The organism is Mariniflexile soesokkakense (genome assembly GCF_039650365.1).
GTDB lineage: Bacteria > Bacteroidota > Bacteroidia > Flavobacteriales > Flavobacteriaceae > Mariniflexile > Mariniflexile soesokkakense.
In genome coordinates this window covers 521,308-537,183 of record NZ_JAZHYP010000003.1, presented here as the reverse complement: position 1 = coordinate 537,183, position 15,876 = coordinate 521,308, and the positions used below count along the sequence as shown (strand labels likewise).

Sequence of the window (15,876 nt, the reverse complement as noted above, 5' to 3'; positions counted from 1 at the left end):
TTTAGCGTTATTTTTTTATCAATCATAGATATACATTTGCTTACGGAATTACAAAAACAACAATGCACCAATACAACATATCTAAAAGCAAATACTTTTATGCCACTGGTCTAAGCTATAAAAAAGCCGATGCCGACATAAGAGGCCACTTTAGTTTGGATGAAGCTGCTAAATTAACGCTGCTTAACCAGGCTAAAGAGAATGCTATTGAAAGTTTGGTGGTAACTTCTACCTGCAACCGTACCGAAATTTACGGGTTTGCAGAACATCCTTTTCAGCTTATTCAATTGCTTTGCGATAACACCAGAGGAACTGTTGAAGAGTTTCAAAAAGTAGCTTACATTTACAAAAATAATGATGCCATTGCACACATGTTTCGTGTAGGTTCTGGTTTGGACAGTCAAATTCTTGGTGATTTCGAAATTATCAGTCAGCTAAAAATAAGTGCACGTATTTCTAAAAAACTTGGCTTGTTAAACCATTTTACCGAGCGTTTGGTAAATGCGGTAATACAAGCGAGTAAGCGTATTAAAAATGAAACCGAAATTTCATCGGGTGCCACTTCCGTGTCTTTTGCTTCTGTTCAATATATTCTTAATACGGTTGAAAATGTTTCAAACAAAAATATTTTGCTTTTTGGAACAGGAAAGATAGGCAGAAATACTTGTGAAAATTTAGTAAAACACACTAAAAACGAGCACATTACTTTAATAAACAGAACGAAAGATAAAGCAGAACAAATTGCTGGAAAATTCAATTTAGTGGTTAAAGATTATGCCAATTTGCAAGAAGAAATTCAAACGTCCGATATTATAATTGTTGCCACTGGCGCACAACGCCCTACTATTGATAAACACATTATTCAAACGCATAAACCACTGTTGATTTTAGATTTATCGATTCCAAAAAATGTGGATGCCAATGTTGAAGAATTGGACAACGTGACTTTGGTTCATTTAGATCATTTATCTCAAATTACCGATAAAACTTTAGAGGCTAGAAGAGCACATATTCCTTTAGCTGAAGCTATTATTGAAGAGGTAAAAGCCGAGTTTAATAATTGGTTGGAAACACGAAAATTTGCACCAACCATAAAAGCCTTAAAAGATAAATTACAAGATTTTGCTACGGCAGAATTAGATACACAACGCAAAAAAAATACTGATTTTAACGAAGCGCAAGCAGAGTTAATTAGCAACAATATCATACAAAAAATAACGAATCACTTTGCGCATCATTTAAAAGACGATGGCATTCCTACCGATGAGAGTCTAGAGCTCATAAAAAAAGTGTTTCAGTTAGAACCAACAACACATGTCTAAAATTATAAGAATTGGTACCCGCGATAGCGAATTAGCGTTATGGCAAGCCAAAATAGTACAAAGTCTACTTGAAAATTTAGGTTATAAAACGCAATTGGTCCCTGTAAAATCTACAGGCGATTTAGTTTTAGACAAACCCCTTTATGAATTGGGCATCACTGGTATTTTTACCCGAACACTCGATATCGCCATGTTAAACCATGATATTGATATTGCAGTGCATTCGTTAAAAGATGTGCCAACTGTTTTACCAAACGGCATTGTACAAGCCGCTGTTTTAAAACGTGGCAATGTAAACGACACCTTGGTTTTTAAAAATAACGAAGAGTTTTTAGGCTCAAAAGAAGCCGTTATTGCTACAGGAAGTTTACGCAGGCGTGCTCAATGGCTTAACCGTTTCCCAACGCATACCGTTGTAGATTTACGCGGAAATGTGAATTTACGTTTACAAAAATTGGAAAATAATGAGAATTGGAACGGTGCTATTTTTGCAGCCGCAGGTATTGGCAGAATTGGTTTAAGACCCGAAGAAGCCATCAATCTAGATTGGATGATTCCTGCACCAGCGCAAGGCGCAATTATGATTACCGCTTTGGATGAAGATGAATTTGTACTTAACGCATGTAAAGAACTGAACCACGAAGAAACCGAAATTTGTACTACAATAGAACGTGAATTTTTAAATAAACTGGAAGGCGGTTGTACCGCTCCAATTGGTGCTTTGGCTTACATTAAAGATGAAGAAGTAAACTTTAAAGGTGTTTTACTAAGTGTTGACGGTTCTAAAAGAATAGATGTAACACGTGTTAAAAAATTAGGCGAACACCATGATATCGCTAATTTTTGCGCCAATTTCGTGATTGAACGCGGTGGCAAACGTTTGATGGACACCATTAAAAATGCTTCTAAAAAAACAAATGTATATTCTACCAAATCATTTACAGAAGCCCAACGTTTGTTGTTTCATGAAAAGGTAACGATTGAAAGTAGCGATTTCATTAAAATAAGTTTGAACAGAATCCATCCGCGTTTCGTAAAAAATGAAATTCAAAACGTCATCATTACCAGTAAAAATGCTGTAGAGGCGTTACTTACTAATTTTTCACCTATCGAACTTCAGTTTAAAAATATTTACTGTGTGGGGCGTCGAACCAAACGATTGGTGGAGCAAAAAATTGGCAAAGTTACCCACTTTGAAAACAATGCCAAAAAGCTTGCTAATTATTTGGTTGATTACATGGAAGGGTCTGAGGTTACTTACTTTTGTAGCGATTTAAGGCTAGACGATTTACCTACTATTTTAGAAAAAAACAATATAAAAGTAACCGAATTGGAAGCTTACCAAACCAAATATGATGGCTTGAAAGTTGAAAATAGCGTTGAAGGCGTTATGTTTTACAGTCCTTCAACGGTTGAAAGTTTTGTTCAAAAAAACAAAGTAGAGGTTATTGCATTTTGTATTGGCGAAACAACTGCTAATGAAGCAAAAAAACATTTTAACGATGTAAGAATTGCCAAAGTACCAACGGTTGAAAGTGTTATTGAATTAGTAAACGAGCATTATATTTAAATTAACTTTTTATTTAGATATTTGTTATAAGTTCTAAATAAAGTTTTTAAAATCTTCAACCTAAACTTTATTTTTTACTTAAAGTGAAAGAAACCATAATAATGAAAGGAGAATCGTTACTCAACTATCTATATCGCTTTTTCGATATTATTGTTCTTTTCTTCATTGTATTCGATTTTGGTTACGATTTCGACAAAAATTTCACAACACCTCATGTTGTTGGTCTTTTAATCCTTTTAGGGTTTTTACTATTTTTTAATATATTCAAGTTTTTAAGATATAAATACAAGCGCTTTAAAAACATAGCATTTGTTAACATCATTATCATATCGGTTCTGCTCGTTTTGTCATTAATCGTTTCCTTAACTAACATAGGCGAACCTTATGAAAACATTTTACAAAAAATCAAACCCATTCTAGAAGGTGGTTTAATTCTGTACTTTCTATTGCGGTTATTTGTTTTGGTAAGGCATATTTATGATGTGTATTTTAATCCTGCCATTGTTTTTGTTGGCAGTTTTTTAATCTTGGCTTTGGCTGGCGCCTTTTTACTTATGCTACCAAGTGCCACAACCAACAGCATTAGTTTTACAAACGCTTTATTTACAGCCACTAGTAGTGTATGTGTTACAGGTTTAACAGTAGTTGATACCAGTACAGATTTTACCGTAATGGGACAATCCATCATACTCGTTTTAATACAATTAGGAGGCATCGGTATCTTAACCTTCACATCGTTCTTTGCGTTTTTCTTTAGAGGTAGTTCTTCTTTTAAAGAAGGCTTAAATACCAAAGATTTTTTGGCACATGAAGGGTTGAAGGATGTATTTAGAGTGGCATTAAACGTGGTGGTTTTTACATTGGGTATCGAAATTATTGGGGCGCTATTCATCTATTTTTCAATAACTGAAAACAGCGCCATAAGCAACAAGTTCTTCTTTTCATTATTTCATTCTATTTCTGCGTTTTGTAATGCAGGATTTTCTATATTTTCATCTGGCTTGTTCGATCAAAGTATCCGTTTTAATTATATTTTTCAATGGATTATTATGGTTCTTATTATTTTTGGAGGCCTGGGGCATCACATCATTTCAAATTTCTACAAGTTTATAAAAACTTATATTTTAGAATTGTTCAAGAAAAAAATCATACATAAACGTATTCCTATTATCACGCTTAATTCTAAAATAGTTATTTACACAACCATTATCTTGCTGTTTGTTGGATGGATTTTCTTGTTCATTTCAGAATACAGCAACACACTTTTAGAACACACAACCGTTTTTGGAAAAATTACCAATGCCGCTTTCAACTCGGTAACACCAAGAACAGCAGGTTTTAACGTGGTAGATTATACGCAAATGACAGTGCCTTCCTTATTATTCATCATATTTTTAATGTGGATAGGAGCATCACCCGCATCAACTGGTGGTGGCATAAAAACAAGTACCTTTGCATTGGCTACTTTAAACATATTTGCCATTGCAAGAGGAAAAAGTAGAATAGAAATTTTTGGAAGACGCTTTTCGGCAGAATCAACCTCCAGAGCCTTTGCTATTTTATGTATTTCCTTAATTGTAATTGGTATAGCAATAATGGCTTTACTAATTTTAGAACCCAAAGACACACCATTGTTAACGGTTGTTTTTGAGTGCTTTTCGGCATACAGTACCGTTGGTTTAAGCTTAAATTTTACACCAACACTTACTGAAGCCAGCAAATATGTTATTATAGCCGTTATGTTTATAGGCAGAATAGGAATGCTCAATTTAATGATTGGTTTACTACGACAAATAAACCACCAGTTTTATGAGTATCCAAAGGAAAATATTTTAATTAACTAATAAGCTTTACCAGATGAAAATAATTGTTTTCGGACTTGGGAATTTTGGAATGTCGTTATGTTTTAGTCTTACTGAAACTGGCAACGAGGTTATAGCCATCGATAAACAAATGGACAAAATTAATCTTGTAAAAGATAAAATTTCGCATGCCATTTGTATGGATTCCACAAACGAATTGGCTTACGAAGCGGTGCCTTTAAAAGATGCCGATAAAGTTATTGTTGCCATTGGCGAAAACGAAGGTGCTGCTATTATTACCGCTGCTATTATTAAAAAACTGTGCGATGTTAAAATTATCAGTCGCGCCCTTTCACCTATACACGATACCGTTTTGGAAGCTATGGGCATACACAGTATTGTTCACCCAGAGCAAGATTCAGCCGATAGACTTACCAAGCAAATCAACTTTAAATCTACTTTAGAAAACTATCAGTTGGATAATAATTATACCATTTCCGAAGTAAAAGCAAAACCCGAGTTTTTTGGTAAAACGTTGCAAGAATTAGATTCTATAGACAAATATCACCTCACTTTAATTACCATTATTCGAGAAATTGAAAAGAAAAATTTAATAGGAAAGAAAACCATTATTAAAGAAACCATTGGTCGTACATCACCCGATACCGTAATTTTAAACAACGATATTTTAGTTGTTTACGGCAATAATAAAGACATTGAAAACTATTGTATGGGTGAAGAAGAATACGATTTAAGAAATAAAAATATTTAAAATGATTAAAAACGATTTATTTTTAAGAGCACTAAAAGGCGAAACTGTACAACGTCCACCCGTTTGGATGATGCGTCAAGCAGGTCGCTATTTACCAGAATTTATTGCACTTCGTGAGAAATACGATTTCTTCACCCGTTGCCAAACGCCCGAAATTGCCAGCGAAATTACCGTACAACCCATCCGCCGTTATGGCATGGATGCCGCCATTTTATTTAGCGATATTTTGGTAATACCACAGGCCATGAATATTGAGGTGCAAATGAAACCAAATTTTGGTCCTTATTTACCTAACCCAATTCGTACATCAAAAGATGTCGAAAATGTTATTGTGCCTGATGTTAAAGAAGCTCTTGATTACGTGTACCAAGCCATAAAAGCCACAAAAGAATTATTGAATGATGACATTCCATTAATTGGTTTTGCAGGTTCACCATGGACAATTTTGTGCTATTGTGTACAAGGTCAAGGCAGCAAAACCTTCGATAAAGCCAAAGAATTTTGCTTTACAAACCCCGTAGCGGCACACACTTTATTGCAAAAAATAACCGACACTACCATTGCTTACTTAAAAGAAAAAGTAAAAGCAGGTTGTAATGCGGTACAGGTTTTCGATTCATGGGGAGGTATGCTTTCACCCGTAGATTATCAAGAGTTTTCATGGCAATATATCCAACAAATTATTGATGCGTTAAAAGACGATGCACCCGTAATTGCTTTTGGAAAAGGTTGCTGGTTTGCGCTAAACGATATGGCTAAATCTGGCGCTTCTGCTTTAGGAGTAGATTGGACCTGTTCTGCAAGAAATGCACGCTATTTAACTGGTGGGAACATCACGCTTCAAGGCAATTTCGATCCTGCTCGTTTGTTATCGCCACCTTCAGAAATCAAGAAAATGGTACACCAAATGATTAATGAGTTTGGCAAAGACAAATACATTGTAAACCTTGGCCACGGTATTTTACCTAACATTCCGTTAGAAAATGCGCAAGCCTTTATAGATGCTGTGAAAGAGTATAATGCTTAAAAACATAGCCTTAGGAATAAAAGCATATTTTGGAGCGTTTAGTTTAATTTCAGAACTAAAACTCTGGAAATTCTTTGCTATTCCTATGTTAATTAGTTTTGTTATTGCGCTTTTAATTGGCATTTCAGCATATGGTCTTTCAGATAATATAGGTTTTTACATTTCCAAATTATGGATTTGGGATTGGGGAAAAGAAACATTCACAACTATTGGAAATTTTATAGGAGGTTTTTTTATAATTCTCCTCGGATTAATACTATATAAACACATCATAATGGCGCTATCGGCACCGTTTATGAGTCCCGTTTCAGAAAAAATTGAAGCACATTTAACTACCGATTTAGAACATAACCATAGAACAACAAGCTTTACAGAACAACTTTGGCGAGGTATTAGAATTAACGTTAGAAATTTATGCTTAGAATTACTGTTAACCATTCCTGTTTTACTTTTAGGTTTTATCCCCGTAATTGGCATCATTTCTACGGTTCTATTGTTTTTAGTACAAGCCTATTATGCCGGGTTTGGAAATATGGATTACGCACTAGAGCGCCATTTTAAATACCATGAAAGTATTCAATTCGTTAAAAGAAATCGTGGTTTAGCTATTGGAAACGGTATTGTTTTCATGTTGTTTTTATTAATTCCTGTAATTGGTGTAATTTTAGTGCTGCCGCTTTCGGTTACAGCGGCTTCAACAGAAACAATAAAAAAACTATTAAAAACAACTTAAAATACAACCCAAAATATCACAAATAACCTGCAAAGTCTCAAAGACCTTGTAGTTTTAAAAACTCCAGACCCACAAGATTATAAAAACCTTGCAGGTCAACCACCGTTATCTATGAAAAATAAATTCTATCAATACATACAAACTTTACAAGACACCATCACTTCAAAATTAGAAACTGTTGATGGTAAAGCACAATTTAAAGAAGATATTTGGGAAAGAACAGAAGGTGGCGGCGGACGTACACGTGTTATTGAAAATGGCCATGTTTTTGAAAAAGGTGGGGTTAATATTTCCGGGGTTAATGGTAAATTACCAAAATCAATGCAAACTTATTTTAATGTGGGCGATGTCGATTTTTTTGCCTGTGGACTGAGTTTGGTATTGCACCCAAGAAATCCCATGGTGCCAACGGTTCATGCCAATTGGCGTTACTTCGAAATGTATGATAAACAAGGTAACATTATTGATAGTTGGTTTGGCGGCGGACAGGATTTAACACCATATTACCTGTTTGAAGAAGATGCGATTCACTTTCACAAAATTTGTAAAACCGCTTGCGACAAACACAATCCTGAATTCTATAAAACATACAAAGCAAAATGCGATGAGTATTTTTGGAATGCTCATAGAAATGAAGCGCGTGGTGTTGGCGGTTTATTTTTCGATTATTGTAAAGCTTCCGAAACGATGACCATGGAAAATTGGTACAACTTTGTAACCGAAGTAGGTAATAGTTTTCTAGAATGCTACATCCCTATTATTGAGAAACGAAAAAATTTACCCTTTTCAAAAGAACAAAGAGATTGGCAAGAAATTCGTCGTGGACGCTATGTAGAATTTAATTTAGTGCATGATAAAGGCACGTTGTTTGGACTTAAAACAAACGGGCGTATAGAAAGTATTTTAATGAGTTTACCACCGTACGTGCAATGGGTTTACGACCATCAACCAGAAACTGGAAGTGATGAAGAAAAGCTTTTAGAGGTATTGAAAAAACCAAAAGATTGGGTGTAATATGAATTGCTACTGCGGAAATAAAGAACCATATTCAGAATGTTGCGAAAAAATTCATAACGACATTAATCAAGCCTTAACTGCAGAACAGTTAATGCGTTCCAGATATTCTGGTTTTGTGTTAGCAAATGGCGATTATTTAATGCAAAGTCATCATTCATCAACAAGACCAATAAAAGATAAAAAGGGTATAATTGAATGGGCAAAATCGGTACAATGGATTAAATTGGAAGTTTTAGAAACTTCAAAAGGAAAACCACAAGATACCGAAGGAACTGTAACATTTAATGCTTATTTTTATGAAAACGGAATCGTAGAAGTGATTCATGAAAAATCAGCTTTTCTTAAAGAAAACAATTATTGGACCTATTTAGGGTTAAGTAAATAACATCGCATTTCCAATTAATTTATAAGTGGCTTAACTTAATTCCAAATGACTGCCTTTTTAGTTGTTTCATTAAACGAATTTGACAGATGAAACATTCTTGCCTTTAATAATCTTTTGCGTCCTTCCAGATGTCTTGTGTAAAAAACTTCTGAATCTCCTACTTGATTTTTCCAGTTTTTAAGAAATACTTCGCACCGCTTCTTTTTATCGCCAAACATTTCTGGAACTGAATAATAATTTTGAATTTCAAAGTTTTTTCGAAACCAATTCGTTTTAACAATTAAGTATCTTGGGTTTTTAATAGGTTCAATAATTTCTTGAAGGGAATTTATAAAAAGTGCACTTTCCATTTCACTTGCACCCTTAATTGCACATACAACTTCTCCCTTTGGCTGAATATCTGTACTCAGAAAAATTTCATCTTTATTGGTTGAAACCAAATTTAAATCATACATCGTATCTAAAAGTGCTTTTGAAATCTTATTCAAATCTTTGTGCAACAAACCAAATTGGATATAATTTTTTATGGATTTATATGTTTTCCATCCAAAAGACAAACCCAAAGCTGTTAATAAGGAATATATGAAAGCCATAACACCATTGGTTAATAAAACATTGAGGTTTTTCACTAAAAACTGAGGTAAAAAAAACGAAAGTGCCACCGATAATTCTAAAAAGCTATAACGTACCACATCATTAAAAACTTGATTTTTCTCAATGTTGTACGGTTCTTTTCCTGGATAATATTGTTTTATTTCTCTGGAAATACCTGTGCCTTTTCCTATGGCATGTTTCCACTTATTTTTCAAATTTTCACGTTTTTTAGATTGACTTAACGTTTTTTCATTTAAATATTCGATAGTTACATCCTTATAAATATTGGGTAAATTCAATCTACCAATGCCGCTTTCAATATAATTTTCTTCAGAGATTGAGACTCCTACAAAGGCATCAAACCTTCTAGTTAAAACTTCTATATCCCTTCCTCCTTTAGAATCTGTTGGGTCCAAACACACCAAATGCCAAATATTTCCTGTTTTATGTAAATTTCCTTTTTGCGTTCTAATAGCACGCCCACGCATTTGGTTGGAAGACACATAGGAACCAACAAACGACGCCAATACCAATGTATTTATGGAAGGTGCATCCCAACCTTCACCTAAAAGTGATTTAGTGCCAATTAGAATTTTAATTTCACCCAATTCAAACAATTTAGTAATGGTATTCACTAAATGATTTGCACCAACTTTTGGAACTATTTCTACATATTCTGAATCGGTTTCAAAAGAAATAAAACTATATTTTTCAATAGGTTCAAACTGCTCGAATGTTTGAATGGTACTTTTATGAATAATAACCAAAGTTCCAGTCAAAACAGCAATTTCTTTTTTAGGAATTGAATTTGTTCTTAGATGTTGAAAAATGGGAACAACCCCAAGTCTATCAATTAAACTAACCTCTTTATCTTCTGTTGTTTTAAACTCTTTTTTTATATAATCGGTTAAAACTACAGCTCGTAAATCGGATTTTAAATTTTTATATTCATTTGAAATAATAGCAACAATACTTTTGAGCTTACTTGGGCTATTGGATAATGAACGGTACAATTGATAATTTCCAACTAAATCAACTTTCTTGTTTTCAAATATATTTAATCGTCTTAATTTCGTTTCCAAATCATTTAAAAACGGCTCATTTTCTATTAAATTTAACCTGTCTGAAACAATTAAATTTTGAAATAAAACCTCAGCCCAATCATTAGTGAAAACGGGGAACTCCACTTTGTCCTTTTTTTCAAAACCTAGAATGTATAATTTCTCTTTTGGAATTTCTTGATAAATGGCATTCAAAAAAATTAATATAGCTGAAAAATACTCTGGGTTGCTATAAATTTCATTAAGGCAGGTTTCAGTTGATTTTAAAAATCGATGGTTGTTTAAAAATGTTATAAACGCTGTATTTTGCTTCAATTCATCTAGAAAATCTGAGATTCTCATTCTATACTCAAAAATGAAATTAATCTCTTTGTCTTCTGGTTTTGAAAAATAAACAAAGTCTTGGTGGGGACACAAATCGCCTTCCTTTACAAGTTCAGGAACTGCAATTTCTTCATCAATTTCACCACATAAACTAAAATATTTTGAAACTTCTAAAGCATCACTATCATAAGGTGGTGTTGCCGTTAATGCCACAATAGTTAAATTATTTATTCTTTTTAATTCAATCAAACATTTCCACCATTCATTTTTTAAATGGTGAGCTTCGTCTAAAACAATAGCTTCTATATTTTCACTTTCAAAAAAAGCATAATAATCTGCTTTGTCTTCAAATTTTTTAAAAAAGGAATGTAACGATTGATATGTGGAAAAAGTGACTCCTTTTGGGTTATTTATATCAAAGGAAAAGTCGTTATATAATCCATCTTTTATAAAAAATGTTTGTAATCTGTTTTCCCATTGGTTTCTAACGGTAAGGGTTGGAGCCAAAACCAATGTCTTCTTACCAACTTGTCTTATAATTTCAATACCTAAAATTGTTTTTCCAGAACCAGGTGGCGCAACAACGTGCAAATGATTGTCATCAATATGCTTATTAATATTATTTATGAATTTTTCTTGATAACTTCGCCAAGGAAAAATAAATTCTAGTTTTTTAAAGGGCATATAAAGAATTAGTATTTTTATCTTTTAATCAAATATAGAAAAACAATGTATCCTTTTAGAAGAAACAGACGATTAAGAACCAACGAAACTATAAGAAGTTTAGTTAGAGAAACCATCATCTCTCCAAACGATTTTTTAGTACCTCTTTTTGTAGTAGAAGGAAAAGGCGTGAAAGATGAAATTCTATCGATGCCAAATTACTTTCGTTACAGTTTAGATTTACTGGAAAAAGAAGTAAAAGAACTTTGGAACATGGGTTTAAAATCGGTGTTGCTTTTTGTGAAAGTGCCAGACAACTTAAAAGATAATAAAGGTAAGGAAGCCTTAAACCCTAACGGATTGATGCAACGCGCCATAAAAACGGTAAAAAATGTATGCCCTGATATGTTGGTAATGACTGATGTAGCACTGGATCCTTATTCTGCTTACGGACATGATGGCATTATTGAAAATGGCATCATAGTAAACGATAAAACTGTTGATTTTCTTGCAGAAATGAGCATTTCGCATGCACAAGCTGGTGCCGATTTTGTAGCACCTAGTGATATGATGGATGGCCGTATTTTAACCATTCGTGAAGCTTTGGAAGACGAAGGCTTCATCAATACGGGTATTATGAGTTACTCGGCTAAATACGCCTCAGCTTTTTATGGGCCGTTTCGTGATGCGTTGGATTCTGCTCCTGTAGATATGGTTGACATTCCAAAAGACAAAAAAACATATCAAATGGATTATGCCAACCGTTTTGAAGCCATTCGGGAAACCGAAATGGATATAGACGAAGGCGCCGATATTGTTATGGTAAAACCAGGCTTATGCTATTTAGATATTGTTCGCGACATTAAAAATGCGGTTGATGTTCCTGTTGCTGTATATCAAGTTTCTGGTGAATACGCCATGCTTAAAGCAGCTGCCGAAAAAGGTTGGCTAGATCATGATGCCGTAGTAATGGAACAAATTACAGCCATTAAACGTGCCGGAGCCGATGTAATTGCAAGTTATTTTGCTAAAGATGTTGTGAAATTAATTTCGTAATTTCACATTTAAATCTATTTTAATGAACACTTTAATCTTTTGGGCAACCATTTCCGTTTTCTTTTCCTTTTTGTGTTCCATTCTTGAGGCTGTTTTATTAAGCGTTACACCAACCTTTTTAAACCTAAAAAAACAAGAAGGCAAAATCTACGCGCATACACTGGAAACACTAAAAAAAGATATAGATAAGCCGTTAATTACAATTCTTACATTAAATACCATTGCACATACCTTAGGCGCCATGATGGTAGGTATTGAAGCAGAAAAACTACCATATAAAATAGAATTTTTTGGCATAAATACGGTTGGAGTTGTTTCGGCCATTATGACATTTTTAATACTAATTGCTTCGGAGATTATACCAAAAACCATTGGAGCTACTTATTGGGAAAATTTAGTAAACTTTACAGCTAAGGCTTTAACGGTTTTAATATTTCCTTTAAAATGGACAGGGGTTTTGTGGCTACTTCAATTAACAACGAAGCTTATAGGCGGTAAAGGACACGGCAGCGTTTTAAATAGGGAAAACTTCATCTTGATGACCGATATAGCTCAACAAGAAGGTGTTTTTCAAGAAAACGAAAGCAAAATAATTAAAAACTTGCTCACATTTAAAGACATCTACGCAAAAGATGTCATGACGCCCCGTACCGTTATACAAACAGAGAATCAAAATACAACCGTAGAAGATTTTTTTAACAGAAACCTTAATCTTCGCTTTTCAAGAATTCCTATTTATGAAGAAAATGAAGATAATATAAAAGGACTTGTACTAAAGGATGAAATTTTTAAAGAAATGGCGCTTGATAATGGCCATAAAAAATTATCCGAACTTATGCGAAATATTATTGTGGTCCATAGAAAGTTACCCATTCCAAGTCTTTTCGAAAAATTGGTTGAAAGCCGAAACCATATGGCTTTAGTGGTTGATGAATACGGATCTGTTAGCGGTATTGTTACTATGGAAGACGTTATTGAGACCCTGTTAGGCTTAGAAATTATGGACGAAAGCGACAACGTATCAGACCTTCAGCTTTTAGCACGAAAAAGCTGGGAAATACGCGCTAAACGCCTAGGTATCATTGACGATAAAAACAGAACCAACTAAAATGGAAGCCTGCATCATCAAATCACCATTAGGTTTTATCAAAATTGTTGGTGATGCTGAAGGAATATCCTCAGTAATTATTCTTAATTCTGAAGAAAAAACAACCGATATTATTCCTGCCGAATTAGAAGATTGCGTGTTTCAACTCAACGAGTATTTTGAAGGGTCGCGTAAGCAATTCGACCTAAAATTAAATCCAGAAGGCACCAATTTTCAAAAAATAGTTTGGAAACACCTCGAGCAAATTTCGTATGGAAAAACCATTTCATATTTAGATTTATCAAAACAGTTAGGTGATGTAAATGCCATTCGTGCGGTTGCTAATGCCAATGGCAAAAATCCGTTATGGATAATAGTCCCTTGTCACCGTGTTATTGGTAGTGATGGCAGTTTAACAGGATATGCAGGAGGTTTGCACCGTAAACAATGGTTACTGGAACACGAAAGCCCATACAAACAGCAATCGCTTTTTTAGGTTTATCAATCAAAAGTACAAATACATAAAATATTTCCTATATTTATTTCAACTAAACGTACTCAAATGAAATACCTTAAAAACCTCTTTAAATGGATTCTTATTCTATTCGGATTAATAATTATTACACTTTACATTACCGACACCGATTACTTAATTAAAGCCGTAAGAACAATATATTTACAAGGGTACACAACCGCATATCTAGAGGACTACAAAAAGTTTGAAAACAGAACCGTTGAAAACGGAACACCCAAACCTTGGTCAAAGCATAAAGATTATAATACCGCAAAAGAAACAGGGGCACTTAATCAGATAAATAAAGCAAACGGTACCATAGCTTACGTTATTATAAAAAATGATAGTATTTGGTTTGAAAACTATTATGATGGTTTTGGTGAAGACTCAAAAAGTAATTCGTTTTCTATGGCAAAAAGCTATGTCTCTGGACTTATGTTTAAAGCCATTCAAGAAGGTTACATAAAAAGTTTAGATCAGCCTGTTAGCGATTTCTTACCAACTTTTAATGAAGGCTTTGCAGCAAAAATGACTGTTGGCGATTTGTCAAGCATGGCATCTGGTACCACATGGGATGAAAAGTATTATTCACCATTTTCAATTGTTACACGTGCTTACTTTGATGATGATTTAGAAAAAGTAATGCTTGGATTAAAAGTTGAAGAAGAACCAGGAAAAAAATTCAAATATTCTAGTGGCGATACCCAAATGCTTGCTATGGTTATTGAAAAAGCAACCGGCAAAAAAATGTATAAGTATTTAGAAGAATCATTTTGGAAGCCTTTAGAATGCGAAAACGAAACCCTTTGGCAGGTAGATAGTGAAAATCATGATTTAGTAAAAGCATATTGTTGTATTGCCAGTAATGCCAAAGATTTTGCGCGTTTTGGAAAACTTTATAAAGACTTTGGTAAATGGGATGGTAAACAAATTTTAGATTCTGCTTTTGTAGCAAAATCCATTAAACCCCGTTTTCCTGAAAGTCCACAATACGGCTATGGCTGGTGGTTAAAACAACAAAACGGCAAGAACTTTTTTTTGATGCGCGGGCATCTTGGGCAGTATGTTATTGTAGAGCCTAATGACAATATTATTATAGTAAGGTTAGGTCATTCAAAAGGAAATAATAAAGAAGTTGGCTCGTTTACACAAGATATCCCCGTTTATATTGAAGAAGCCTATAAAATGCTTGAAAAATGATATCAAAACTCCATTTAGAAAACATACTATTTTTAGATATTGAAACCGTTCCGGAAGTTCAATATTTTTCTGAATTGGATGTCACCAAACAAGCACTGTGGGAACATAAATCGAAATACCAAAGAAAGGAAGATGAGACTGCGGAAGATTTTTACGAACGTGCAGGTATTTGGGCTGAATTTGGTAAAATAGTATGCATATCGGTTGGTTATTTCACGTTTAAAGGAGACATTAGGCAATTTAGAGTGACCTCTTTTTATGGTAATGAAATTAAAATTTTAAAAGATTTTAAAAATTTGCTATCCTCACATTATAATGAAACAAAACATTTACTTTGTGCACATAATGGAAAGGAATTCGACTTTCCGTACATAGCACGTCGCATGATCATTAATAATATAGAACTCCCCAGCAAGCTGAATCTATTTGGTAAAAAACCATGGGAAGTACCACATTTAGATACTCTAGAATTGTGGAAATTTGGCGATTACAAAACCTATACATCACTAAAACTACTAACCAATGTTTTAGGCATTCCATCACCAAAAGATGATATTGATGGCAGTGAGGTTTATAGGGTTTTTTATGAAGAAAATGAAATTGACCGTATTGTGATTTATTGCGAAAAAGACACCATTGCCGTGGCCCAAATATTTTTACGTTTACGTGGAGATGACATTCTTAACGAAAACGAAATTATTCATATATAATAAGATTTCACGGGTTTTGAAAACCTGTGAGGTCTTTTC

Annotated in this window: 14 protein-coding genes; 13 read left to right on the top strand and 1 reads right to left on the bottom strand. The window is 33.9% G+C overall.

Annotation, left to right across the window (positions count from 1 at the left end; genetic code table 11):
- The first annotated feature begins 62 nt into the window (after positions 1 to 62).
- The 8 genes from hemA (at position 63) to VP395_RS09090 (ending at position 8,628) form a co-directional block, all read left to right on the top strand.
- The gene (gene hemA, locus VP395_RS09125; RefSeq protein ID WP_346241678.1) at positions 63 to 1,322 is read left to right on the top strand and encodes a glutamyl-tRNA reductase; all 1,260 of its coding nucleotides are present in this window, start codon (positions 63 to 65) and stop codon (positions 1,320 to 1,322) included.
- Positions 1,315 to 2,892: a hydroxymethylbilane synthase gene (gene hemC, locus VP395_RS09120; protein ID WP_346241677.1), complete on the top strand. Its 1,578-nt coding sequence runs from the start codon at positions 1,315 to 1,317 to the stop codon at positions 2,890 to 2,892. The genes hemA and hemC overlap by 8 nt, the downstream gene beginning before the upstream one ends.
- A gap of 101 nt (positions 2,893 to 2,993) precedes the next feature.
- A complete protein-coding gene (locus VP395_RS09115) occupies positions 2,994 to 4,736 on the top strand; it encodes a TrkH family potassium uptake protein (protein WP_346241676.1) in 1,743 nt (580 codons plus the stop codon).
- Positions 4,737 to 4,749: 13 nt separating this feature from the next.
- On the top strand, positions 4,750 to 5,466 hold the full coding sequence (locus tag VP395_RS09110) for a potassium channel family protein (RefSeq protein ID WP_346241675.1): 717 nt from the start codon (positions 4,750 to 4,752) through the stop codon (positions 5,464 to 5,466).
- Between the two features lies 1 nt (position 5,467).
- Positions 5,468 to 6,493: a uroporphyrinogen decarboxylase gene (gene hemE / locus VP395_RS09105; RefSeq protein ID WP_346241674.1), complete on the top strand. Its 1,026-nt coding sequence runs from the start codon at positions 5,468 to 5,470 to the stop codon at positions 6,491 to 6,493.
- Positions 6,486 to 7,226, top strand: coding sequence for an EI24 domain-containing protein (locus tag VP395_RS09100; RefSeq protein WP_346241673.1), 741 nt, complete (start codon positions 6,486 to 6,488; stop codon positions 7,224 to 7,226). The genes hemE and VP395_RS09100 overlap by 8 nt, the downstream gene beginning before the upstream one ends.
- A 111-nt stretch (positions 7,227 to 7,337) precedes the next feature.
- On the top strand, positions 7,338 to 8,240 hold the full coding sequence (gene hemF / locus VP395_RS09095; protein ID WP_346241672.1) for an oxygen-dependent coproporphyrinogen oxidase: 903 nt from the start codon (positions 7,338 to 7,340) through the stop codon (positions 8,238 to 8,240).
- 1 nt (position 8,241) lies between these two features.
- Positions 8,242 to 8,628: a YchJ family protein gene (locus VP395_RS09090; RefSeq protein ID WP_346241671.1), complete on the top strand. Its 387-nt coding sequence runs from the start codon at positions 8,242 to 8,244 to the stop codon at positions 8,626 to 8,628.
- Positions 8,629 to 8,663: 35 nt separating this feature from the next.
- Here the strand turns inward: VP395_RS09090 and VP395_RS09085 are convergent, their stop codons facing one another.
- Entirely contained in the window at positions 8,664 to 11,291 is a 2,628-nt protein-coding gene (locus VP395_RS09085) for a DEAD/DEAH box helicase family protein (protein WP_346241670.1), read from the bottom strand.
- A gap of 45 nt (positions 11,292 to 11,336) precedes the next feature.
- Here VP395_RS09085 and hemB point away from each other — a divergent pair, with 45 nt between their 5' ends.
- From hemB to VP395_RS09060, 5 genes are all read left to right on the top strand, one after another.
- Complete coding sequence (hemB, locus tag VP395_RS09080; protein WP_346241669.1) at positions 11,337 to 12,326, top strand: porphobilinogen synthase; 990 nt, start codon at positions 11,337 to 11,339, stop codon at positions 12,324 to 12,326.
- Between the two features lie 22 nt (positions 12,327 to 12,348).
- Positions 12,349 to 13,434 (top strand): CNNM domain-containing protein, encoded by a 1,086-nt coding sequence (locus tag VP395_RS09075; protein WP_346241668.1) that lies wholly within the window; start codon positions 12,349 to 12,351, stop codon positions 13,432 to 13,434.
- A gap of 1 nt (position 13,435) precedes the next feature.
- Positions 13,436 to 13,909 carry a methylated-DNA--[protein]-cysteine S-methyltransferase gene (locus VP395_RS09070; protein ID WP_346241794.1) on the top strand — a complete coding sequence of 158 codons (474 nt, stop codon included), beginning with the start codon at positions 13,436 to 13,438 and terminating at the stop codon, positions 13,907 to 13,909.
- A gap of 66 nt (positions 13,910 to 13,975) precedes the next feature.
- The gene (locus VP395_RS09065; protein WP_346241667.1) at positions 13,976 to 15,127 is read left to right on the top strand and encodes a serine hydrolase domain-containing protein; all 1,152 of its coding nucleotides are present in this window, start codon (positions 13,976 to 13,978) and stop codon (positions 15,125 to 15,127) included.
- Entirely contained in the window at positions 15,124 to 15,837 is a 714-nt protein-coding gene (locus tag VP395_RS09060) for a 3'-5' exonuclease (protein ID WP_346241666.1), read from the top strand. Before VP395_RS09065 ends, VP395_RS09060 begins: the two co-directional genes overlap by 4 nt.
- Positions 15,838 to 15,876 lie beyond the last annotated feature (39 nt).